Consider the following 22,437-nt stretch of genomic DNA (forward strand, 5'->3'; position numbering starts at 1 on the left):
GTCTCCCATGCACCATGTCTATTCTGGAGACCTCGATGAAATTCCGCTTCCCGATCGTCATCATTGACGAAGACTTCCGCTCCGAAAACACCTCCGGCCTGGGCATCCGCGCGCTGGCGCAAGCCATGGAAAACGAAGGCATGGAAGTCGTGGGTGTGACCAGCTACGGCGACCTGTCGCAGTTCGCGCAGCAGCAGTCGCGCGCCTCGGCCTTCATCCTGTCGATCGACGACGAGGAATTCGGTGGCGGCTCGTCCGAAGAAACCGATTTCGCGCTCAAGTCGCTGCGCGCCTTTGTCAACGAAATCCGCCACAAGAACGCCGACATCCCGATCTACCTGTACGGCGAAACGCGCACTTCGCGCCACATCCCGAACGATATCCTGCGCGAGCTGCACGGCTTCATCCACATGTTCGAGGACACGCCGGAGTTCGTCGCGCGCCACATCATCCGCGAGGCCAAATCCTACCTCGACAGCCTGGCGCCGCCGTTCTTCCGCGCGCTGGTGCATTACGCACAGGACGGCTCGTACTCCTGGCACTGCCCGGGCCACTCGGGCGGCGTGGCTTTCCTGAAGTCGCCGATCGGCCAGATGTTCCACCAGTTCTTCGGCGAGAACATGCTGCGCGCCGACGTCTGCAACGCGGTGGAAGAGCTTGGCCAGCTGCTCGACCATACCGGCCCGGTCGCGGCGTCCGAACGCAATGCGGCACGCATCTTCAATGCCGACCACTGCTATTTCGTCACCAACGGCACCTCGACGTCGAACAAGATGGTGTGGCACTCGACCGTCGGCCCCGGCGACATCGTTGTCGTGGACCGCAACTGCCACAAGTCGATCCTGCATTCGATCATCATGACCGGCGCGATTCCTGTGTTCCTGATGCCGACGCGGAACCACCTCGGCATCATCGGCCCGATCCCGCTGGAAGAGTTCACGTACGAGAACATCCAGAAGAAGATCGAAGCAAACCCGTTCGCGCGCGAAGCGAAGAACAAGAAGCCGCGCATTCTGACCATCACGCAGTCGACCTATGACGGCGTGCTGTACAACGTCGAGACCATCAAGCAGATGTTGGACGGGAAGATCGACACGCTGCACTTCGACGAAGCGTGGCTGCCGCACGCGACCTTCCACGAGTTCTACAAGGACATGCACGCGATCGGCAAGGACCGCCCGCGCGCCAAGGAATCGCTGATCTTCTCGACCCAGTCGACCCACAAGCTGCTGGCCGGCCTGTCGCAGGCATCCCAGATCCTTGTGCGCGACTCGGAAAAGGTGAAGCTCGACCAAGACACCTTCAACGAAGCCTACCTGATGCACACCTCGACCTCGCCGCAGTACGCGATCATCGCGTCGTGCGACGTGGCCGCCGCGATGATGGAGCCGCCGGGCGGCACCGCCCTGGTCGAAGAAAGCATTCTGGAAGCGCTCGACTTCCGCCGCGCGATGAAGAAGGTAGACGAAGAGTGGGGCCAGGACTGGTGGTTCCAAGTCTGGGGCCCGGACAGTTTCGCCGAAAACGGCGTTGGCTCGCGCGAAGACTGGATGATTCGCGCCGAGGACGAATGGCACGGCTTCGGCAAGCTGGCGCCGAACTTCAACATGCTGGACCCGATCAAGGCGACCATCGTCACGCCGGGCCTGTCGCTCAACGGCCAGTTCGGCGACACCGGCATTCCGGCGTCGATCGTCACCAAATATCTGGCCGAGCACGGCGTGATCGTGGAAAAGGCCGGCCTGTATTCGTTCTTCATCATGTTCACCATCGGCATCACCAAGGGCCGCTGGAACACGCTGGTGACCGCGCTGCAGCAGTTCAAGGACGACTACGACAAGAACCAGCCGATCTGGCGCATCCTGCCGGAGTTCGCCGCCGCCAATCCGCGCTACGAGCGCGTGGGCCTGCGCGAACTGTGCCACCAGATCCACGACATGTACAAGGCCTACGACGTGGCGCGCCTGACCACCGAGATGTATTTGTCCGACATGCAGCCGGCGATGAAACCATCGGACGCATTCGCCAAGATGGCGCACCGCGAGATCGAGCGCGTCGCGATCGACGAGCTGGAAGGCCGCGTCACGGCAATCCTGCTGACGCCCTACCCACCAGGCATTCCGCTGTTGATTCCGGGCGAGCGCTTCAACAAGACGATCGTCGACTATCTGAAGTTTGCGCGTGACTTCAACGAGAAATTCCCGGGCTTCGAAACCGACGTGCACGGGCTGGTCACGCAGGATGTCGGCGGACGGCGAGGCTATTACGTGGATTGCGTCAAGTAAGCCAGCCACGCATCCAGAAAAAAGGCGGGCGCATCTGTCGCCCGCCTGTTCACCGCCTGTTAATCACGCAGGCATCCCTGCGCATAAATTTTTCTCGATCTGGAAATGGCAAGCCGGATCAGCCGGCATCCTTGCCGCTGTCGCTCGCATTGCCGTCGCCCGTGGGCAACGTCTGGCTTGCGTTTTGAGTGGCGCGGCGGTCCGGGCCATTGCGCGGCTGGGCACGGCGTTCGGCAATGCGGCGCTCGCGGAATTTATTCAAGTCGTAGCTGGCTGCCTCAAAGAGATTTTCCGGTCGCGTCATGGTTTACCGCCCAATTGTGTTTAGAAGTAGAAACTTCGCGCAAGTCTAAGGCGGTGCGCATAAACGTATTTGATTTTTCTCAAGCAGCATTACTTTCTCAAGAAAACTCCCCTCCGGCCATTGAAGGCAAAGCCGTGCTGTCCAATTGTCAGCGGAGTGAAACGCTTGCGCTTGCCTCTTCCCAAGTTTGGAGGCTAGTCTGCTGCTTTTCTGGGAGGAAGCTATCCCGCTTGAGCCAGGCTGGTGACTGGGCGTCCGCACGTCGGACTGCATTGGGCATCACGGCGCGCCGACAATCCCAAATTAAGATGCTTAGCGGGCAACACTAATTTTCATCATTACGGGAAAACCTGGGCGGCCGGGATAAGCAGGAGGTTTCGGATAACGCGCAGACGCAAAACCGCTGGCGAAACACTGTCCGATAGCGTTATCAGGTTTCACCTCGACCGCCGCGGCCCGTCCGTCTGCCTCAATATCGGCAATCAGCACGACCGACTTCTGCTCCGGCGCTGGCGCAATCGCGCGGCAAGCGCGCATCGTACGAGCCAGATGGCGTCCGCTCCTGCGAATCATCGCCGTCTTATACGTTCTGAAACGCTCATCCGCTTCCACATCCCTGGCTAGTTGCACCCGCACATCAAATGGAGCAGGCAAAGCGGGAGCTTCCGCATGGACCGATACGGCAAACAAAGCGAACAACAGTGGGATGGTACGTTTCACGGCGACAGAGAAACGCGATTCACTGTGAGGGATAAGACGCGTCATATGTCGATGGGTGAGTTAATACGCATAACCAACTGCCAGACCGCCGCCCCAGCCCGGATTGCTGTCAGCCAGGCCTTTCGTCACATAGGTTTGTGTTTTCCAGGCTTTATCGACCTTGTGCACATAACATGCAGTCACTTCCGGCGAGGCCAAGCGAGATTTCTTGCCGCAACCAAATGCGATACCCGGATTGTCGCCCGCTTCCTGTCTGACGCCCTGGTCTATAGGCAACGGGAGCGCAGGCGGCATTGCGGATATCCCATTTCCCCACGCCGACCCCAATCCCTGGCTGCCATTTTCCAGAGCAAGGCGGCGCTCCCTGCCAAATGACAGACTCCCGTACTTGAAAGCGAGGTTCGCCGGATCACTGGACAAGCTGTAGCTTGTTATCTTGCCTTTCCGGAATTTTTCATGGCGCCTGTGCTTTTCCGGCGCACGAAAGATACCCTTCACGTTGTTCAGTGGCCGCTGCCTGCTCTCATGCGCCCTCGACAAAGGTAAGCCGGCCGGTACGCTCGGCGCGATGGTCAAATCCATGCCAAATGCCGTCCCTGCGTCAGACATGACCAGGCTTGATATGAACAGGACTAGCAGTACAGTTCGCTTGATCGCCATAACAAACTTGCAACGTGGTAATTTTTTGTAAGCGTGAGGAACTCCGAGGACACCAACATAGAGGAGTTTTATCTTTGTTGCTGTAAGGAAAGGTAACAGGCGTTGCACCGAGGGGAAAGATCGTTCGCCGGTGCAACGATGAAGAGAAAAAGACTGCTTTCAGGCACGCTTATCGGTCATTCGCACGCGCAGCGCAGATGGTGTAACGCCTGTGGTTTGTGCGGAATCAGGCATGCGTAATTCATGCTACGCTTACCACTTTCGATACTAAAGGATCCTATGATTTCAGCACTACAAGCACTCGATGAACTGCGTAACGGAAATCGCCGTTTCGTTTCAGATATCCGCAACTCCAACGCATTGCCTACCCATGCGCGAAGCACTTCGCTGCCGATCGGACAGGAGCCGCTCGCCATCATCCTCGGCTGTTCCGATGCGCGCGTGCCGGCTGAAATCGTGTTCGACCAGGGGCTGGGCGATCTGTTCGTGATCCGGGTGGCGGGCAATATCGTGGCGCCGTCCCAGATCGGTAGCGTCGAGTTTGCAGTCGAGCGCTTCGGCACGCGCCTCGTCGTGGTGCTTGGCCACAGTCAATGCGGCGCGATTCATGCAACGCTGGAAGAATTGCAGCGTCCGACGGAAAACCAGTCGCGCAACCTGCGCTCGATCGTCAATCGCGTGCGGCCTTCTGTAGAGGGCTTGCTCGAGACGGAATTGAAAAACGACTTCGACGCGCTCGTGCACCACGCGGTACGCGCCAATATCCGTGCATCTGCCAATCAGTTACGGCACGGGTCGGAAATCCTAGAAACACTGATTGAAAAAGACGGCTTGCTTGTCGTTGGTGCAGAATATTCCCTGGAAACGGGTGTCGTCGATTTCTTCGATGTTCAGCCCACGACATCGAACGGTTAAGCCTGGAGTGGCGGGCATCAGGTTCCCGCCTTGCTCGTTCCCATCTCCCCCACTTCTATAATCAGCCTGCTCCGCACATACTGATTGAACTATTGATTAAATGACAATTTCAGCGTAGTTTTCGATATGTCATTTACATTTAGCAACAACTCTATCAATGCGGAAACATTATCTGACAATGTTTCCATGCATCATTGTTTGCATGCAGGAAATTATCAAACAGATCAATTAGTTTTCTCCCGTCTCCATCGTGAGGGCTACTTCTCCGCAAGGAGAAGCTTGGGTTAGTGGCAGTGTGTATGCAGTACTTTGCGGTACCGCAGACACTCTACCCCTTACCTCTCCCCTCTCCCCCGCAAAGGGAGAGGGGATTTTTTTGCATTTGCATGGGACCGCGCCGGCGCATGCCGGGAGACGGAGAGCCGGGCGAGGCTGTCGACCACGACGGCACCTGCTTCTACAGAGAATGCGCAACGGTTGCGCAGCCGCTCACTGGCATCAAGTCTTCGGCAGTGTCACGCCATGCTGTCCCTGATACTTGCCACCGCGATCCTTGTACGATGTTTCGCACACTTCGTCGCTCTCGAAAAACAGCACTTGCGCGCAGCCTTCGCCAGCATAAATCTTCGCCGGCAGCGGCGTGGTGTTCGAGAATTCGAGCGTCACATAGCCTTCCCATTCCGGCTCGAACGGAGTCACGTTGACGATGATGCCGCAGCGCGCATAGGTCGATTTTCCGAGGCAAATCGTGAGCACGGTGCGCGGGATGCGGAAATACTCCATGGTGCGCGCCAGCGCGAACGAATTGGGCGGAATGATGCAGACGTCACCCTTGAAATCCACGAAGGACTTCTCGTCGAAATTCTTCGGGTCGACGATGGTGCTGTTGATATTGGTGAAAATCTTGAATTCGTCGGCGCAGCGGATATCGTAGCCGTAGGACGAGGTGCCGTAGCTGACGATCTTGTGGCCGTCGACGTGGCGCACCTGGCCGGACTCGAACGGCTCGATCATGCCGTGCTCCTGCGCCATGCGGCGGATCCATTTATCGGATTTAATGCTCATGATGTTTGCGGTGGGATGGGTGGACTGGCCGCGCAGCGGGAAAAAGCGCCTGGTGCGCGCTTCGCCGCTCACGCGAATTCCCGCGATTTTACGCGAAAACAACGTCCAAACCACTATCCGGAATGGCTATTTTGCCGCCTACCACGTGCTTTCCCGGCATCGCGAAGGAAGGCCGGAGGCTGCAGTCAGGCCACGTGCGCCGCCGCCTCGATGTAATGCGCGCCCGGCGTGTAAAAGGCCGACGCCTGCCTCATGTATTGCTGTTGCACGCATTCGCTGTACGCCTCCTTCAGCAGCAGCGGATTATGCAGCAGCTTGTCCTTCCATTCGCCGAGCCGTACCTGCTGCCGGATCAAGGCGCGCAGGATGCCGGCATGCTCGTTCAATCCAACGGCGTTGCAGCCGATAAGTACATCGCGTCTGAATTCGAGCCGCAGATACTTGAAGTTGCCGCTATCGGAGAATTCAACCCACTGCCCGCCGCGCACGCCCTGCCACTGGCCGAAAGATGATGAAATCAGGCCCATCGTATCGAGCACGTCGATCTGCCGCACACTGCGCTGGAATGCGTGCTTGCCCGTCATGTTCAGTGCCGCGCAGTAGGCCTGGTCGGCGGCATTGGGCTGCACCCCCGATATGAAGCTGCGTCCAGTTTCAGAATCAAAAGTCTCCGCACAATCGCCGGCCGCATACACGCCCGGCATGCTGGTCTGCATCGAGGCATCGACTACCACCCCCTGCAGGCACTTGATTCCGCTGCCCTTGAGGAAGCCGATGTTCGGTTCGCTGCCGACCGAATAGACGATCAAATCCGCCTGCAGCTGCTCGCCACTCGACAACCGCACCATGCGCGGGGAGTCGTTGTCCCATGCGTCGCTGCCGATGCCAATCACACGCGTCGAGGTGTACACCCTGATGCCTTTTCTCTCGCACCATAGTCTGACCATCTCCCCGGCGGACTTGCCCATCATGTTGGGCAGCATGCGGTCGCGCTTCTCGACCACGGCCAGATGGACGCCGCGCGCTGCCAGCGCCTCCATGACGATGCAACCGATGAAGCCGGCGCCGATCAGCACCACGCGCGACCTCGGCTGCGCCAGTTGCATGATGGCGCGGGCATCGTCAAGCGTCCAGCACGCGTGCACGCCGGGGAATTCGATGCCCGGGATCGCCGGGGCCCTCGGCGAAGCGCCGGTCGCAATCAACAGCCGATCAAAGTCGATCACGCTGCCGTCGTCCATCTTCACGGTGCGCGTCCTGCTGCTGACATGGTCGGCGCGGGCGGTCTTCTGCTGGATGCGCAGGCGTGAAAAATAATCCTTTTCGCGGCGCAGGTAGGTGCCGCCTTCATGCAGCTGCCCGCTCAGCAGATGCGGAATCGACATGCGGGAATACGGCGGTTGCGGCTCATCGCCGATCAGGAGGATGTCGTCCGAAGGCGCATGCTTGCGGATGGTTTCGGCCGCAATCACGCCAGCCGGGCCGTTGCCGATGATGACGTGTTTCATCCCGCCGCTCCCGACCGTGCCGCCGCGCCGCATGCCTCAGAACAGATCGCCAACGATTTTTGCATTACCCCTCCCGTGGATCAGGCTTTACAAAAACCCACTATATCGACGGTCAAATATTGTCAATTGAATAATATCAAGGGTGATGTCCCACCCTTCTGTTCTTGCGCAGGCAACTCTGGCAATCGCTCAGCTATCAGCCGATGCCGCAGTAACGATCGCCGGCTGGCTGACCGCTAGACTTGCCATGGGCGACTGACGCGTCGGCAGGAAGCGCGATACCGTTCTTCACTGCGGTCATTTCTGCGAGGATCGAGATGGCGATCTCGGCGGGCGTTCGGCTGCCTATATAAATGCCGACCGGGCCGCGTAGTCTGGCAATCTGCGCATCGCTCAGGTCGAACAGCCGGAGTCGCTCGCGCCGCCGGGCATTGTTCGCACGCGAGCCGATGGCGCCGACATAGAAAGCGTCCGAGCGCAATGCTTCCATCAGCGCCAGGTCGTCCAGCTTGGGATCGTGGGTGAGCGCGACGACGGAACTGCGGCTGTCGAGCCGCATGTCCGCAACCACATCGTCCGGCATCTCCTGGCGCATGTCCACGCCCGCCTGCTCCCAGCCATCGCGGTATTCCTCGCGCGGGTCGCAGACTGTCACGTGATAATCCATGCCGACAGCAATTTGGGCGAGAAAACGCGACAGCTGTCCGGCGCCGATGATCAGCAGGCGCCAGCGCGGGCCGTGTATCGTGGTCAGCGCGGCTTCGGATAACTGCAGGATCATGCCGGCTGCAGCCGGTCCCAGAGCCACCTCACCGGTGGCAATATCGAGCCGTCGCGCCACCAGCTCGTGCCGGGCCAGCCGGTCGAGCAGCTCATCGATCCGGCTGGCGCCGGAAAGCGGTTCGATCGCCAGTTGGATAGTGCCACCGCACGGCAGGCCGAAGCGGTGCGCCTGGTCGGCCGTAATGCCGTAAGTGACGATTTCCGGCTTCGATCGGTTCATGCCGTTGCTGCGAATATGCGCGATCAGGTCGTCTTCCACGCAGCCCCCGGAAACCGAGCCGACCACGCGCCCATCATCGCGGATGGCAAGGGTTGCGCCGGCCGGGCGCGGGCTGGAGCCCCAAGTCTTGATGACGGTGACCAGTTCGCAGCGATGGCCGTCGCTGAGCCATTCGCTGCAGGTTTTCAAGACTTCGAGGTCGATGCTGTTCATGGGCGCGCTGTGAAGATCGTGGATGCACTACTATGCCACGCTCTCCGGAGACGATGTTTATCGCCGTCAATTCATCGCTGCATCGATTCCCATACCTTTTGCAGGCGCTTGACCGATACCGGCATCGGCGTGCGCAGTTCCTGCGCAAACAGCGACACCCGCAGCTCTTCCAACAGCCAACGGAATTCCGTCATTTTCGGGTCGCCCCCCTTCTGCCTGTCTTTCCTGTCCTTATGGGCGCGCTGCCAGGGCAGCGCCACTTGCGCCCATTCCGTCATCAGGCGCATGTCACGCGCAGGGTCGGCGCGCAGCTTGTCGAGCCGCACACCGATCGCCTTGAGGTAGCGCGGAAAGTGAACGAGCTGCGCATAATCGTTGTCGGCGATGAAGCGCTTGCCGACCAGCGCCTGCAGCTGGGACTGCATGTCCGCCGCGCTTTGCGCATGCGATTTCACGCCTTGCAGCTTTTTCGGCAAGGTGTAGTACTCGGCCAGGATTTGCGATGCGAGACGCGCGATTTCATTGACCAGCAAGCCCAGGCGCGACTTGCCTTCTTCCTTGCGCCGGTTGAATTCCTCGGCATTCGTCGGCAGCGGATCCTGCAGGCAGGCGCGCTCCAGTCCGGCCTGGATGATCTGGTCGCGCAACTCTTCCTGTGTGCCGAGCGACATGAATTGCATGCCCATCTGCTGCAGGCCGGGGATGTTCTTTTCCAGGTACTTGAGCTGTTCCTTCAGCTGTAGCGCGAACAGGCGGCGCAAGCCGATGCGGTGCACGCGCGCCGCTTCCGCCGGGTCATCGAATACTTCGAGGTCGCAATGCGTCGCCTTGTCCACCAGCGCAGGGAACCCAATCAGGGTCTGCTTGCCCTGCTGGATTTCCAGCAGTTCCGGCAATTCGCCGAAGGACCAGGTGGTCAGGTTCTGATGCGCACCGGCTCCGGCGCTAGCATTCTGCCCGGCATTCGATGCATCGGCGCGGGCAGCGCCGTGGCCGGAACCGGCTGGCCCCGTTTCAGGGGGGGCGGCCACCGTCTTTTCGGCCAGTTGTTGAAATTTCTCCCGCGCCTGACCGCCCAACTCGGACTGCAAGGCAGACAGGTTGCGCCCCATCTCCAGTTGCCGCCCGTGTTCGTCGACAATCTTAAAATTCATGAAGTGGTGCGCTGGCAGGGTCTCCAGCTTGAAGTCGGTGGTCTTGACCGCCACACCGGTCTGCTCGCGCACGTCGGCGATGACGACATCGATCAAATTACCCTTGCCGAATTCCATCCGCTCGCAAAAACCGGCCGCGTAGTCCGGCAGCGGCACGCAATGGCGGCGCAATTTCTGCGGCAGCGATTTCAGCAGCATGTGCACCTTTTCCTTCAGCATGCCCGGCACCAGCCAGTCGCAGCGCTCGGTCGACACCTGGTTTAACGCAAACAGCGGAATGGTGAGCGTGACGCCGTCGCGCGGGCTCCCCGGCTCGAAGTGATAGCTCAGCGCCATGTCCACGCCGGCGACCACCATCTTCTTCGGGAACAAGTCGGTCGTCACGCCGGCCGCCTCGTGCCGCATCAGGTCGTCGCGGTTCAGATGCAAGAGCTTCGGGTTCTTCGCCGTCGCGTCCTTGAGCCACTTTTCGAACGCCGCGCCGTTGTAGACATCCTGCGGAACCAGCTTGTCGTAGAACGCCGCAATCAGCTCCTCGTCGACCAGCACGTCGAGCCGGCGCGATTTATGTTCGAGATTTTCGATCTCGCGCACCAGCTTCTGGTTATGCGCGAGGAACGACGCGCGCGTTTCGTAGTCGCCGCCGACCAGGGCGCTGCGAATGAAGATGTCGCGCGCATCCTTCGGATTGATCGCACCGTAATTGATGCGCCGCTGGCTGTAGACCACCAGGCCGTAGAGCGTTGCGCGCTCGAATGCGGATACTTGCGCGGTGCGTTTTTCCCAGCGCGGATCGCCCCATGATTTCTTGAGCAGATGGCCGCCGACGCGTTCCAGCCATTCGGGCTGGATTTGCGCGACGCAGCGCGCATACAGGCGCGTCGTTTCCACCAGTTCGGCCGCGATAATCCAGCGCCCCGCCTTTTTCGCCAGCGAGGAGCCCGGCCAGATGTTGAACTTGATGCCGCGTGCGCCGAGGTATTGCGGCTCGTCTTCCATCTTGTAGCCGACATTGCCGAGCAGGCCCGTCAACAGCGCCGTATGCAGCTGTTCATAGGTCGCCGCTGCCTCGTTCAGGCGCCATCCCTGTTCGCGCACCAGCGTCAGCAGCTGCGAATGCACGTCGCGCCACTCGCGCAGACGCAGCTGCGACAAAAAGTTGGCGCGGCAGGAATCCATCAACTGCTTGTTGGATTTCTTGTGTTCGATCGCTTCTTCGAACCACTTCCAAATCTTCAGGTAGCTCAAGAATTCGGATTTTTCGTCCGCGAATTTTTTATGCGCATTATCGGCGGCTTCCTGCGCCTCCATCGGGCGGTCGCGCGGGTCCTGCACCGACAGCGCCGAGGCGATGATCAATACCTCGCTTAACGCCGCATTGTCGCGCCCGGCGAGAATCATGCGGCCGACACGCGGGTCGAGCGGCAGTTTCGCCAGCAGCCGGCCAAGCTGCGTCAACTGGTTGTTGTCATCGGTTGCGCCGAGCTCCTGCAGCAGCTGGTAGCCGTCCGCAATCGCGCGCCCCATCGGCGGCTCGATGAACGGGAACGTCTCGACATCGGTCAGTCGCAGCGACTTCATGCGCAGGATGACGGCCGCCAGCGACGAGCGCAGGATTTCCGGATCGGTGAACTTCGGACGCTGCTGGTAATCCTTTTCGTCGTACAGCCGGATGCACACGCCGGCGGCAACGCGGCCGCAACGACCCGCACGCTGGTTGGCGGCCGATTGCGCAACCGGCTCGATCTGCAGCTGCTCGACCTTATTGCGGTAGCTGTAGCGCTTGACCCGCGCCAGCCCCGTGTCAACCACGTAACGGATACCCGGCACCGTCAGTGAAGTTTCCGCGACATTGGTGGCCAGCACGATGCGGCGCGCATTGGATGGCTTGAACACCCGCTCCTGCTCCTGCACTGACAGCCGCGCGAACAGCGGCAGGATTTCCACGTGCGGCGGATGATGCTTGCGCAAGGCTTCGGCAGCGTCGCGGATCTCGCGCTCCCCCGGCAAAAACACCAAAACGTCGCCGGGGCCGATGCGCGCCAGCTCGTCGACGGCATCGACCACCGCGTCCATCAGGTCGCGCTGTTCCTTCTGAAAAGATGGCCTGTTGTCCGTCTTATCGCCCGGCTCCACCGGCCGGTAGCGCACTTCCACCGGATACAGGCGGCCGGAGACTTCGATCACCGGCGCAGGTGCATCGGGCTTGCCGAAATGCCGCGCGAAACGCTCTGCATCGATGGTGGCCGACGTGATGATGATCTTCAGGTCGGGCCGGCGCGGCAGCAGCTGCTTCAGGTAACCGAGCAGGAAATCGATATTGAGGCTGCGTTCGTGCGCCTCGTCGATGATGATGGTGTCGTATTGCTTGAGCAGCGGATCGGTCTGCGTTTCGGCCAGCAGGATACCGTCCGTCATCAGCTTGACCGACGCACCGGAAGACAGCGTGTCGGTGAAGCGGACCTTGAAGCCCACATGCTCGCCCAGCAGCGAGCCGAGTTCCTGCGCGATGCGCTTGGCGGTCGACGATGCGGCAATGCGGCGCGGCTGCGTGTGGCCGATCAGTCCGGCCTGGCCGCGTCCCAGCTCAAGGCAGATCTTTGGCAGCTGGGTGGTCTTGCCCGATCCGGTTTCACCGCTGACGATGATCACCTGATTTTTGCGCAATGCATCGGCGATTTCCCGGCGCCGGCCGGAGACCGGCAGTTCTTCGGGAAAGGTAATCGGCGGCAAGGGATTGCGCACGACAGGCGCGGCTGGCTTTGCCTGCGGCTGGCGTGGCTTGGAAGGTGTTTTCCTGGCTTGTTCTAGTTCAGACATATCGGGGCGAATTATACAGAGCGGGGGCCTAACGGATGCGGCCGAAAAATGTACGGAAGGCATCGCTGGCGCAGTCGTCGCAGGTCGCTCTGTATATAATGCGGAACATGGAAAATCCAATTCAATTCGTTCAATGGCTGCGCTCGGTTGCGCCGTACATTCATGCTTTTCGCGGCAAGACCTTCGTCGTCGCCTTTCCCGGCGAATTGGTAACGGCCGGCGCGCTGCCGGTGCTGGCGCAGGACGTGTCCCTGTTGCATGCGCTCGGCATCAAGGTCGTGATCGTGCATGGTTCCCGCCCCCAGGTGGAAGAACAGCTCGCGCTGCGCAACCTGAAGGCGCATTATCACAACGGCCTGCGCATCACCGATGCCGCAGCGATGGAATGCGTGAAAGAGGCGGCCGGCGAATTGCGCCTGGATATTGAAGCCGCATTCAGCCAGGGCTTGCCGAACACTCCCATGGCCCATGCGGCAATCCGTATCATTTCCGGCAACTTTGTAACTGCACGCCCGCTCGGCGTGATTGATGGCGTCGACCTCGAATTCACGGGTGTCGCCCGCAAGATTGCCTATGAGACCATCCATCCGATCTTAAGTGCCGGCGCGCTGGTGCTGCTGTCGCCCCTCGGCTTTTCGCCGACCGGCGAGGCATTCAACCTGACGATGGAAGACGTGGCGGTCGCTGCTGCAACGGCTTTACATGCTGACAAGCTGATTTTCGTCAGTGAAACGCCGTTGATGACCGATGCGGAAGGCCGCGACGTACGCGAACTGACTGCTGCGCAAGCCAATGCACTGCTGAAGACGGGCCAGTTGCCGGCCGATACCGCGTTTTACCTGCAAGCCTGCGTTAAGGCGTCGCGCGGCGGCGTGCCCCGGGTGCATATCGTGCCGTTTGAAATGGATGGCTCGGCCCTGCTGGAAATCTTCACCCACGACGGCGTCGGCACCATGGTCAGCACGGAAAACTTGGAAACGCTGCGCGAAGCGACCATTGAAGACGTCGGCGGCATCCTCAAGCTGATCGAGCCGCTGGAAGCCGATGGCACGCTCGTCAAGCGCGGACGCGAGCTGATCGAGCGTGAAATCGACTATTTCTCCGTCATCGAGCACGACGGGGTGATTTTCGGCTGCGCGGCACTGTATCCGTTCCCGGCTGAAAAGATGGCGGAAATGGCATGCCTGACTGTCAACCCGGAAGTGCAAAGCCAGGGCGACGGCGAGCGCATCCTGAAGCACATGGAAAACCGCGCGCGCGCCGCCGGGTTCAGCAAGCTGTTCGTGCTCACGACGCGCACCGCGCACTGGTTCCTCAAGCGCGGCTTCGTGCACGCGACAGTCGACGATTTGCCGAAAGACCGGCAGCACATGTATAACTGGCAACGAAAATCGCTGGTCTTGATCAAACAGCTTTGAATGAAACGGCGCATCATGCCGCTTCCGACATGGCAGAATTTTTTTGAACGCACAAGGAGTAAAACATGGCCCGTACGGTCCACTGCATTAAACTGAACAAGGAAGCCGAAGGTCTGGATTTCCCGCCGTATCCGGGCGAACTCGGCAAGCGCATCTACGAAAACGTGTCGAAGGAAGCCTGGGCCGGATGGCTCAAGCACCAAACCATGCTGGTCAATGAAAACCGCCTGAACCTCGCCGACGCGCGGGCGCGCAAGTACTTGGCGACGCAGATGGAGCGCCACTTCTTCGGCGAGGGCGCCGACCAGGCTGCCGGCTACGTGCCGCCGACGGAGTAAGCTCGCATCGCCTGTGAGCAAAAAAGCCCGTTGAAGCGATTCAACGGGCTTTTTCTTTGCAGCTGAAGGTGCGTCGTCAGAACGTCATCTTCTTCACGCCCTCCGCCATCCCCAGCAGCGCGACATCCGCGCCGCGCTGCGCGAACAGGCCGACTGTGACCACGCCGACCATGTTGTTGATCAGCGCTTCCATTTCGGCCGGGCGATCGATCTTCAGGCCGATCAGGTCGAGGATCTGGCACCCGTTATCGGTGATCAGCGGCTGGCCGTCCTTCATGCGCAGGCGCGCCTCGCAGCCGAGTGCTGCCAGCTTGCGCGCCACGGCCGCCTGCGCCATCGGGATCACTTCGACCGGCAGCGGGAAGGCGCCCAGCACGCCGACCAGCTTGGAGCCGTCGGCAATGCAGACGAACCGGTCAGCCACCGACGCGACGATCTTCTCGCGCGTGAGCGCCGCGCCGCCACCCTTGATCATGGCGCCGTGCGGCGTGATTTCATCGGCGCCATCGATATACACGGACAGGCGCTCGACGTCGTTGAGGTCGAACACCGGGATGCCGTGTGACTTCAGCCGCTGCGCGGTCGCTTCGGACGATGCGACCGCGCCCTTGATGCGGTCCTTGATCTTGCCCAGTTCGTCGATGAAGAAATTGGCGGTGGAGCCGGTTCCCACGCCGATGATTTCACCTTGCGGTACGTATTCGATAGCCGCGCGCGCAACTGCCTGTTTCAGTTCGTCTTGAGTCATGGTGTATTGCAAAAAAAAGAATGTGCCTATTTTAAGCGCGGCGGCCTGCAATAGCATATTTTTTCTCGGGAAAACGAACCGCCGCCACTATTCGCAGGTAGACTTATCGCGGAGTATTTTTTAGATATGTTTGAATCACCTGCAGTGCAAAAATGACAACAGTCCTCGTAGTAGACGACAGCCGGGTTTCGCGCATGCTGTCGCGGCAATTCATCCTGCAAAAGCATTCCGACTGGACTATTGCGGAAGCCGCCAGCGGCGAAGAAGCAATCGACAAGCTGCAGAGCGTGACCCCCGACCTGGTCCTGCTCGACCTCAATATGCCCGGCATGGGCGGCTTGGCGGCGGTCGAGAAAATCCAGGAAAAGTGCCCGACAGCGCGCATCACGCTGCTGACTGCCAATGTGCAGGACGCAATCCGCGAGCGCGCCGCCGCGCTTGGCATCGGTTTTGCCGAAAAACCGATTACCGAAGTCCGCATCGACCAGATCATCGCCACTCTCGGGAACTAGCCATGTTCCAGCTCAGCGAACTTCAGCACGACGCCCTGCTTGAAATTTTCAATCTCGGTGTGGGACAGGCCGCCGCGGCCATGAGCCGCATCGTGAATGAAGAAGTCACCATGTCGGTGCCGATGATCGCATTCCAGAGCCGCGCCGAAGTTGCGAAAACCTTGGGCAGCCAGGAAGGGCGCCGCATCTGCGCCATCACCCAGCATTTCGAAGGTGCCTTCAACACCGAGGCCTTCCTCATGTTCCCCGAGGAAAAAAGCTTGGAGATCGTGCGCCTGATGGTTGGCCAGAGCCTGTCCATGGAAGAGCTGTCGGAAATGGAGCAGGAGGCGATGAGCGAAATCGGCAACATTATCCTGAACTGCTGCATGGGCGCATTCGCCAATGCATCGGGCAAGGAGTTGCACGGCTCGCTGCCGCTGTACCATGTCGGCACCGGCGACAACATCCTCGCTGTCTCCGGCAAGGAATGGGACGGCGTGGTGCTGACGCTGAAGATCGATTTCAATATCGAAAAGCATCAGATCCACGGCTATGTCGCCTTCCTGCTCGACCTGCCGGCATTGCACGACCTGCAGCAGTACGTCGATGACTATCTCGCCAGGCTGATGGGATGAACATGCCGACCACGCTCCCGGAAACCCGCCTGCAGCTTTTCACCAGCGTCCTGACTGCGGTTCGCACCGGCATCATCGTGTTCGACAGCGAGCAGCGCGTAGTGTTGTGGAATCACTGGATCGAGCAGCATTCTCACCTGCCCGCGCCTTCCGTGCTCGGCAAGCCGTTTGCGGACGTGTTTCCCGACATGGTGGACGGTCGCACCCATATCGCGATCCGCGAGGCCCTGCGCAACAACTTCGCGTCGCTGATTTCCCAGACCCTGAACAAGGCGCCCTTCCCGCTCTTTGCCGCTCCGGCCGATGCAGCCGGCGGCGCCCGGCTGCAGCAGGCGATCCATGTAATGCCGCTGGAAGTTCCCGGCCTGCCGCGCCACTGCATGGTGCAAATCACCGATGTCAGCATGGCGGTGTCGCGGGAACGCAAGCTGCGCGAAATGGCGGTCGAACTGGAATCGCAGACCCTGGTCGACGGCCTGACCGGCATTGCCAACCGCCGGCACTTCGACCTGCACCTGGAAGATGAATTCCGCCGCGCCAAGCGCACCAGAATGCCGGTGTCGCTGATCATGATCGATGTCGACTACTTCAAGGATTACAACGACAACTACGGCCACCAGCGCGGCGACCAATGCCTGGTGCGCATCGCCAGTGCGCTCGGCGCCGTGCTGAACCGTTCGCGCGACTTGCTGGCGCGCTACGGCGGCGAAGAGTTTGCGGTAATCCTGCCGGATACCGACAACAATGGCGCGCTGCAGCTTGCCGAGGCAATGCGCGCCGAAGTCGAGTCCTTGGAACTCGAACATGGCCACTCGGGCGTTGCTCCGCAGGTGACGGTCAGCCTTGGCGTGAGCACGATGGTGCCGGAACTGATCGCCAAGAGCGGCAGCCTGATCCATGCAGCCGACCGCGCGCTGTACCAGGCCAAACGTTCCGGGCGTAATGGTGTCGCGGTGTACAACGACGAACAGGCCATTAACGTATAGGCCGATAGCACCGCCTTGATGCCGGGCAGACCTTTGACAGGGAAGCAAGCGATGACTACAGATGCACAAACTCCGTTGCACGTCTCCATCGACCCATTGCTCGCCAAGCTGTATGACGGGGTCACGTCAGCGAACGGCTTCCAGGACTTTATCGAAGCGCTGGTGACATCCTTCGACCTCAAGGCGGTCACGCTGATCGTTCATCACGCTGAAACACACGAAGTCAAAGGGCTTTGGCTGTGCGGAATCACGCCGGACTGGGTGGAGCGATACGCGCTCGACTATGCGCAGGAAGACATGCTGGCGCAGCATATCGTCGCGTCTCCCGTGGCGCACTTCTACGCCAGTAACCTCGACGTCGCAAACCCCGAACGATTCCCACAGACCCGGTTTTTCCGCGAATGGCTGGAGCCGCAAGGCGTAGCCTATGCCGCCGGCGCCATTGTGCTGCGCGAAGGCGCATGGTGCACCCAGATCATCCTGCAACGCGCTCCGGCGCAACCGGCATTCTCGCGCGCCGAAGTGGACATGCTGGACTTGCTCATGCCGCATATGCAGCGCGCATTGCAGATGCGGGAGCGCTTTGCCGAACTGCAGCTGGGGCAGGACTTCCTTGCCGGCGGCCTGGACCTGCTGGCAATGCCGACGATTTTCTTCGACGAGCACAGCCGCGCCGCCCACCTGAACAAGCGAGCCAAGGCGCTGCTGGCGGAGAACAGCCTGTTACGCCTGGACGACGGGCATCTGGTGGCAAGTAATGTGGAAGCCAGCCGCAAGCTGAATTACGAGATTGCCAGCGCGATCCAGGCCAGCCGCGGCGGTGCGGCGCCCTTGAACGAAGTCGTGCTGCTGCCGCGACCGGAGCGCCTGCCCCTGATGCTCATGGTGGCACCACTGCGGCTCGACGCAGGACAGGCGCATGGCGCTGCCCTGCTCTTCGTCTTCGACCCCGACGATGCGCCCAGCCTAACCGCAGACCGGGTACGCAAGTTGTTTGGCTTAAGCGAGGCGGAAGCCGGCCTGGCGGTAGCCTTGTGCGCAGGGTGCACACTCGAGGATATCGCCCGAGAACGCAAGGTTTCGCCGAATACGGTGAAATCCCAGCTCAAGAGCGTCTTTGCCAAGACCGGCACCAACCGCCAGACCGAGCTGGTTTCGATGCTGCTGGCCAGCCCGGCGTATTTTCTGGCCGATCGCACGAGCCCGAATTAACGAAATTCAGCTTGACCGGTATTGCGCTGCCGGCCCGTCCTGCCCTTGAGTCACCCGTTCGGGTGATATTCGATTTGACATAAATCAATTAGCATTCGATGTGCAATTTCCTATAAGAATTAACTAACCCATTAAAGACCCCAGAGGGAGATTTACATCATGAATGCACAAGGCAAGATGAGGCTGAAGGGATTAATCCTCGCAAGCGCGGTAGCTGCTGCTCTTGCGGCTTGTGGCGGCGGCTCGTCCTCCACTTCCACTAATACATCGTCAAGTTTGACTCTAAGTGGCACGGCAGCCACGGGCTTGGCTATTGCAAATAGCTCAGTCAGCGTTAAATGCCAAGGTGGATCAGGAACTGCAACAACCAAAGCGGATGGTACCTACACTGTTACCGTAGCGGGAGCGACCTTGCCATGTGCGTTGGAAGTTACCGCGAATGGCGAGACCTTGCGTTCAGTAGTTTCCGGTACCGGCACTTCGGCGACAGCGAACATCACGCCGCTAACCGAATTGCTCGTTGCCGCCTTGCTGCAACAGCATCCTGATGCCCTTGCCGATGGGGCGCCGTCAGCAACAGCAATCACCAGCGACGCTCTAAAAGCAGCAAAAGATACGGTAATTAGCTTCCTCCAGGCAAATGACATCGATGTTACCGCCTTGGCCGATACAGATTTCGTCGGAACACCATTGACCGCAGCCGTTACAACTCCTGGTACTGGCGATACGCAGGATCAGTTGCTCGACAAGCTAAAAACCGCACTGCCCAATTTAAGCGATGCGGCAACGACAATTGCAACAGCGCCAACCGGCTGTGCAGTAGCAAAATCGGGAAAATACACACTGATTAACCACACCGGTGCAGTCTCGTTTGCTAATGTCGATTTTTCCAAACAAACCATTAGCTTTGACGACAACCCGACGCCGCAGGCCTTTAAAGCGTCCAGCACGTATGCTTGCGAATTTACCGGCGGCACCGTTACAGTCAATTTTGCCAGTTCCGGCCTTGCCATTTACAAAGACACCACTACCAAGGTAATTGGTATTGCGCTTCCGACCCAGCCATTTGATAAGTCTGTCTTCGGAGACACATATAATCTTTCCGGCTATTTCGTTCAGGGCGCTGGCCCTGCGTCACTTAGTAACAATGCAACCGGACCGAATGCGCAAATCGGTACCTTTAAAGTAAATACCGATGGTAGCGTCAAGGTATGTGGCAATACGGACTATTCTGATACGTGTGGCATAACTGCAAGCTTCTCCAGCACACTCAACAGCGATGGCAGCGTCGATTTCCTTGCTCCCGACACGACCACACCGACCAAGGCCTACAGCTACAAGGCACCGAACGGGAAAAAACTGTTGGTGCTGGCAGACAGTGAGACCTTCCTGATCGCGGCCAAGCAAGAAGCTATTGACACATCGAAAATCGAACCGAATTCCGTGTGGTACCAGGTCAAGGGATATGCTGGCTACTCGGGCGGCACTGGAAGCAGCGCCTGGACCGGAGCCACGATTGAATCCGGAACAAGCGTCGTGACAGACGCCGCTGCAGGCACAATAGTGCAGCATTTCGATGATGGTGTAACCGCAGATCGTACGGACACCTATCAGTGGAATAAACCTTGGACCGGAATGCGTCTTCGCCCGGCAGTTACTGGCGTTGCACCAGCCAGAATCGGCATGACCGCAATCGGCATGGGCTTGAGCACCAACGGAAGCGTCAATATTGTGTCGTCAACGGCAGTTACCGCTCCCAATGTGCCTGGATTCACGCTCTCGGTAAAACGATGATCCGTATCGCACAGCGACCGCTCTCCACTTCGTTTATCGAATAACGGGTGATCGCTGGCAAGATCAATAGGGGGCAGCTTGCCCCCTATTTTTTTTTTGCGATTGACTACAGTACCTACCCGTTATGCGGTCAGTCATGCGTCTTCGCCGGTACGCATAGCCGGGCATTATAATTTCAGCATGATGCTCTTACGGCCCCGCACGAAATCCCGGCCTCGCTCCTTAAACGTCAGTTGTTCGCTGAGGCACCAACCCACCGAGGACACGAATTGGACGCCCCCGACCTTTCAAAATTAAAAATAGATCGAAACGCAACGCCATCTGGCGGCAATCCGCAGGGACGGCGCAGACGCTGGGGCCGCATCGCCATTGCCATCCTCATCGTACTCGGCGTCACGCTCGCCATTGCCACCCGCCTGCGCGGCCCCGTCAGCGTGGAAACGGTAACCGTTGCCACAGCCTATCCGTCGCAGAATTACACCCTGCTCAACGCCACCGGCTATGTAGTGGCGCAGCGCAAGGCGGCGCTGTCCTCGAAGGCGACCGGCCGCCTGGAATGGCTGGGCGTGCTCGAAGGCAGCCGCGTCAAGAAGGATGAACTGGTCGCGCGCCTGGAAAACCGGGATGTGGCGGCTGCCCTCGGCCAAGCCTCGGCCAACGTGCAGGTCGCCCGTGCCAACCTGGAACAGGGACAGGCGGAATTGCGCGACGCGGAGCAGGCATACCGGCGTTCGCAGGAACTGCTGCAGCAAAAGTTCATCTCGATGGCAACCCGCGACACTGCACTCGCGCGCTACAACAAGGCGCAGGCGGCGATTGCCGGCTTGCGCGCCGCCATTGCCGCGGCCGAAGCCAGCAGGCAGGCGGCGCAAGTGGCGCTCGACCAGACCATGATCCGCGCGCCGTTCGACGGCGTGGTTCTGACCAAGAATGCCAATGTCGGCGACAACATCACGCCGTTCTCCTCTGCCACCGACAGCAAGGGAGCGGTGGTCACCATTGCCGATATGGATACGCTGGAAGTGGAAGCCGACGTCTCCGAATCCAATCTTTCCAAGATCAGCGTTGGCCAGGCCGCCGAGATACAGCTCGATGCGTTTCCCGACCTGCGTCTGGCCGGCGTGGTATCGCGCATGGTGCCGACCGTTGACCGATCCAAGGCCACGCTGCTGGTCAAGGTGCGCTTCATCGAGCGCGATGCGCGCATCTTGCCGGACATGAGCGCGAAAGTCGCCTTCCTGTCGCATCCGGTGCCGCCGCAGGACGAGAAGCCGGTCACTGCGGTTCCGGGCGGCGCCGTGGTGCAGCGTGACGGCAGGAAGGTCGTGTTCGCGGTAAAGGACGACAAAGCGCGGCAAACTTCGGTGAGCACGGGCAGGAAAATTGGCGAGCTGCTGGAAGTCGGCGGAATCAAAGCCGGCGACAAGGTGGTGCTTAATCCGGGGGACAAACTGAAAGACGGCAGCGCAGTTGCGCCGGCGAAGAAATGAGCACGCTGGTCGATATCCGGCACCTGGTGAAATCCTACCGGCGCGGCGACCAGGCGGTGCCGGTATTGACCGACATTACGCTTGCCATCGACGCTGGCGACTTCACGGCGCTGATGGGCCCGAGCGGCTCGGGAAAGAGCACCCTGCTCAACCTGATCGCGGGCATCGACAAGCCCGACAGCGGCATCCTGCTGGTCAATGGCCTCGATATCACGCAGCTGTCGGAAGCGGAGCTGGCCGACTGGCGCGCCGCCAACGTTGGCTTCATCTTCCAGTTCTACAACTTGATGCCGGTGCTGAGCGCCGTCGAAAACGTCGAACTGCCGCTGCTGCTGACTGGCCTGTCGCGCAGGGAAAGGCGCGAGCGCGCCGAGCTCACGCTCGCGATGGTCAACCTGTCCGACCGCCTGGACCACTATCCGTCCGAACTGTCGGGCGGCCAGCAGCAGCGTGTCGCGATCGCACGCGCCATCGTCACCGATCCGACGCTGATCGTCGCCGACGAACCGACCGGCGACCTGGACCGCCAGTCCGCCGTCGAGGTGCTGGACCTGCTCAAGCGCCTGAATCAGGAGCTGGGCAAGACCATCATCATGGTGACGCATGACGCGCATGCGGCGCAGCGCGCGCGCTCCATCGTCCATCTCGACAAGGGCGAGCTGCTCAGAGAGTAAT

19 protein-coding genes are annotated in these 22,437 nt (G+C 60.0%); 11 read left to right on the plus strand and 8 right to left on the minus strand.

Annotated features, from left to right (window positions below; all coding sequences use genetic code 11):
* The first annotated feature begins 35 nt into the window (after nt 1-35).
* Complete coding sequence (locus tag TSA66_RS08950) at nt 36-2,285, plus strand: arginine/lysine/ornithine decarboxylase (protein ID WP_040039747.1); 2,250 nt, start codon at nt 36-38, stop codon at nt 2,283-2,285.
* Between the two features lie 118 nt (nt 2,286-2,403).
* On the opposite strand, the gene TSA66_RS08955 is transcribed toward TSA66_RS08950, so the two are convergent.
* From TSA66_RS08955 to TSA66_RS08965, 3 genes are all read right to left on the minus strand, one after another.
* Nucleotides 2,404-2,589 carry a hypothetical protein gene (locus TSA66_RS08955; protein WP_040039748.1) on the minus strand — a complete coding sequence of 62 codons (186 nt, stop codon included), beginning with the start codon at nt 2,587-2,589 and terminating at the stop codon, nt 2,404-2,406.
* Nucleotides 2,590-2,901: 312 nt separating this feature from the next.
* Nucleotides 2,902-3,354 carry a hypothetical protein gene (locus tag TSA66_RS08960; RefSeq protein ID WP_040039749.1) on the minus strand — a complete coding sequence of 151 codons (453 nt, stop codon included), beginning with the start codon at nt 3,352-3,354 and terminating at the stop codon, nt 2,902-2,904.
* A 15-nt stretch (nt 3,355-3,369) separates the two neighbouring features.
* Nucleotides 3,370-3,891, minus strand: coding sequence for a hypothetical protein (locus TSA66_RS08965; protein WP_157691639.1), 522 nt, complete (start codon nt 3,889-3,891; stop codon nt 3,370-3,372).
* A 357-nt stretch (nt 3,892-4,248) separates the two neighbouring features.
* Here TSA66_RS08965 and TSA66_RS08970 point away from each other — a divergent pair, with 357 nt between their 5' ends.
* Nucleotides 4,249-4,884, plus strand: a complete 636-nt coding sequence (locus tag TSA66_RS08970; protein ID WP_040039751.1) for a carbonic anhydrase — start codon at nt 4,249-4,251, stop codon at nt 4,882-4,884.
* A 498-nt stretch (nt 4,885-5,382) separates the two neighbouring features.
* Here TSA66_RS08970 and dcd read toward each other — a convergent pair whose 3' ends face one another.
* From dcd to hrpA, 4 genes are all read right to left on the minus strand, one after another.
* Nucleotides 5,383-5,949, minus strand: coding sequence for a dCTP deaminase (gene dcd / locus TSA66_RS08975; protein WP_040042357.1), 567 nt, complete (start codon nt 5,947-5,949; stop codon nt 5,383-5,385).
* 185 nt (nt 5,950-6,134) lie between these two features.
* Entirely contained in the window at nt 6,135-7,457 is a 1,323-nt protein-coding gene (locus TSA66_RS08980) for an NAD(P)/FAD-dependent oxidoreductase (protein ID WP_052452638.1), read from the minus strand.
* A gap of 196 nt (nt 7,458-7,653) precedes the next feature.
* Nucleotides 7,654-8,673 carry an XdhC family protein gene (locus TSA66_RS08985; protein ID WP_040039752.1) on the minus strand — a complete coding sequence of 340 codons (1,020 nt, stop codon included), beginning with the start codon at nt 8,671-8,673 and terminating at the stop codon, nt 7,654-7,656.
* Nucleotides 8,674-8,744: 71 nt separating this feature from the next.
* A complete protein-coding gene (gene hrpA, locus TSA66_RS08990; RefSeq protein WP_040039753.1) occupies nt 8,745-12,647 on the minus strand; it encodes an ATP-dependent RNA helicase HrpA in 3,903 nt (1,300 codons plus the stop codon).
* A 107-nt stretch (nt 12,648-12,754) separates the two neighbouring features.
* Here hrpA and argA point away from each other — a divergent pair, with 107 nt between their 5' ends.
* Together argA and TSA66_RS09000 are read left to right on the plus strand one after the other, a co-directional pair.
* Nucleotides 12,755-14,065, plus strand: a complete 1,311-nt coding sequence (gene argA, locus TSA66_RS08995; protein ID WP_040042359.1) for an amino-acid N-acetyltransferase — start codon at nt 12,755-12,757, stop codon at nt 14,063-14,065.
* Nucleotides 14,066-14,130: 65 nt separating this feature from the next.
* Nucleotides 14,131-14,403 carry an oxidative damage protection protein gene (locus TSA66_RS09000; RefSeq protein ID WP_040039754.1) on the plus strand — a complete coding sequence of 91 codons (273 nt, stop codon included), beginning with the start codon at nt 14,131-14,133 and terminating at the stop codon, nt 14,401-14,403.
* Nucleotides 14,404-14,479: 76 nt separating this feature from the next.
* Here TSA66_RS09000 and rpiA read toward each other — a convergent pair whose 3' ends face one another.
* Nucleotides 14,480-15,151, minus strand: coding sequence for a ribose-5-phosphate isomerase RpiA (rpiA, locus tag TSA66_RS09005; protein WP_040042360.1), 672 nt, complete (start codon nt 15,149-15,151; stop codon nt 14,480-14,482).
* 152 nt (nt 15,152-15,303) lie between these two features.
* Between rpiA and TSA66_RS09010 the strand changes: the two genes are divergently transcribed.
* From TSA66_RS09010 to TSA66_RS09040, 7 genes are all read left to right on the plus strand, one after another.
* Nucleotides 15,304-15,663: a response regulator transcription factor gene (locus tag TSA66_RS09010; protein ID WP_040039755.1), complete on the plus strand. Its 360-nt coding sequence runs from the start codon at nt 15,304-15,306 to the stop codon at nt 15,661-15,663.
* Nucleotides 15,664-15,665: 2 nt separating this feature from the next.
* Nucleotides 15,666-16,280, plus strand: a complete 615-nt coding sequence (locus TSA66_RS09015) for a chemotaxis protein CheC (RefSeq protein WP_040039756.1) — start codon at nt 15,666-15,668, stop codon at nt 16,278-16,280.
* A gap of 2 nt (nt 16,281-16,282) precedes the next feature.
* The gene (locus tag TSA66_RS09020; protein ID WP_040042361.1) at nt 16,283-17,266 is read left to right on the plus strand and encodes a GGDEF domain-containing protein; all 984 of its coding nucleotides are present in this window, start codon (nt 16,283-16,285) and stop codon (nt 17,264-17,266) included.
* 51 nt (nt 17,267-17,317) lie between these two features.
* Nucleotides 17,318-18,478, plus strand: a complete 1,161-nt coding sequence (locus tag TSA66_RS25475; RefSeq protein WP_052452193.1) for a helix-turn-helix transcriptional regulator — start codon at nt 17,318-17,320, stop codon at nt 18,476-18,478.
* 159 nt (nt 18,479-18,637) lie between these two features.
* A complete protein-coding gene (locus TSA66_RS09030) occupies nt 18,638-20,272 on the plus strand; it encodes a hypothetical protein (protein ID WP_157691640.1) in 1,635 nt (544 codons plus the stop codon).
* A 269-nt stretch (nt 20,273-20,541) separates the two neighbouring features.
* The gene (locus TSA66_RS09035; RefSeq protein WP_040039758.1) at nt 20,542-21,762 is read left to right on the plus strand and encodes an efflux RND transporter periplasmic adaptor subunit; all 1,221 of its coding nucleotides are present in this window, start codon (nt 20,542-20,544) and stop codon (nt 21,760-21,762) included.
* On the plus strand, nt 21,759-22,436 hold the full coding sequence (locus TSA66_RS09040; RefSeq protein WP_040039759.1) for an ABC transporter ATP-binding protein: 678 nt from the start codon (nt 21,759-21,761) through the stop codon (nt 22,434-22,436). Before TSA66_RS09035 ends, TSA66_RS09040 begins: the two co-directional genes overlap by 4 nt.
* Nucleotide 22,437 lies beyond the last annotated feature (1 nt).

Source organism: Noviherbaspirillum autotrophicum, assembly GCF_000818395.1.
GTDB lineage: Bacteria > Pseudomonadota > Gammaproteobacteria > Burkholderiales > Burkholderiaceae_D > Noviherbaspirillum > Noviherbaspirillum autotrophicum.

Bases quoted from the DNA above. Each gene is read 5' to 3' on its own strand.
- TSA66_RS25475 (WP_052452193.1), top strand. From the start codon at position 17,318: ATGACTACAGATGCACAAACTCCGTTGCACGTCTCCATCGACCCATTG.
- TSA66_RS09010 (WP_040039755.1), top strand. From the start codon at position 15,304: ATGACAACAGTCCTCGTAGTAGACGACAGCCGGGTTTCGCGCATGCTG.
- dcd (WP_040042357.1), bottom strand. From the start codon at position 5,949: ATGAGCATTAAATCCGATAAATGGATCCGCCGCATGGCGCAGGAGCAC.
- hrpA (WP_040039753.1), bottom strand. From the start codon at position 12,647: ATGTCTGAACTAGAACAAGCCAGGAAAACACCTTCCAAGCCACGCCAG.
- TSA66_RS09030 (WP_157691640.1), top strand. From the start codon at position 18,638: ATGAATGCACAAGGCAAGATGAGGCTGAAGGGATTAATCCTCGCAAGC.
- TSA66_RS08950 (WP_040039747.1), top strand. From the start codon at position 36: ATGAAATTCCGCTTCCCGATCGTCATCATTGACGAAGACTTCCGCTCC.
- TSA66_RS08980 (WP_052452638.1), bottom strand. From the start codon at position 7,457: ATGAAACACGTCATCATCGGCAACGGCCCGGCTGGCGTGATTGCGGCC.
- TSA66_RS08965 (WP_157691639.1), bottom strand. From the start codon at position 3,891: ATGGATTTGACCATCGCGCCGAGCGTACCGGCCGGCTTACCTTTGTCG.
- TSA66_RS09040 (WP_040039759.1), top strand. From the start codon at position 21,759: ATGAGCACGCTGGTCGATATCCGGCACCTGGTGAAATCCTACCGGCGC.
- argA (WP_040042359.1), top strand. From the start codon at position 12,755: ATGGAAAATCCAATTCAATTCGTTCAATGGCTGCGCTCGGTTGCGCCG.
- TSA66_RS09020 (WP_040042361.1), top strand. From the start codon at position 16,283: ATGCCGACCACGCTCCCGGAAACCCGCCTGCAGCTTTTCACCAGCGTC.
- TSA66_RS08970 (WP_040039751.1), top strand. From the start codon at position 4,249: ATGATTTCAGCACTACAAGCACTCGATGAACTGCGTAACGGAAATCGC.
- TSA66_RS08960 (WP_040039749.1), bottom strand. From the start codon at position 3,354: ATGACGCGTCTTATCCCTCACAGTGAATCGCGTTTCTCTGTCGCCGTG.
- TSA66_RS09015 (WP_040039756.1), top strand. From the start codon at position 15,666: ATGTTCCAGCTCAGCGAACTTCAGCACGACGCCCTGCTTGAAATTTTC.
- TSA66_RS08955 (WP_040039748.1), bottom strand. From the start codon at position 2,589: ATGACGCGACCGGAAAATCTCTTTGAGGCAGCCAGCTACGACTTGAAT.
- rpiA (WP_040042360.1), bottom strand. From the start codon at position 15,151: ATGACTCAAGACGAACTGAAACAGGCAGTTGCGCGCGCGGCTATCGAA.
- TSA66_RS08985 (WP_040039752.1), bottom strand. From the start codon at position 8,673: ATGAACAGCATCGACCTCGAAGTCTTGAAAACCTGCAGCGAATGGCTC.
- TSA66_RS09000 (WP_040039754.1), top strand. From the start codon at position 14,131: ATGGCCCGTACGGTCCACTGCATTAAACTGAACAAGGAAGCCGAAGGT.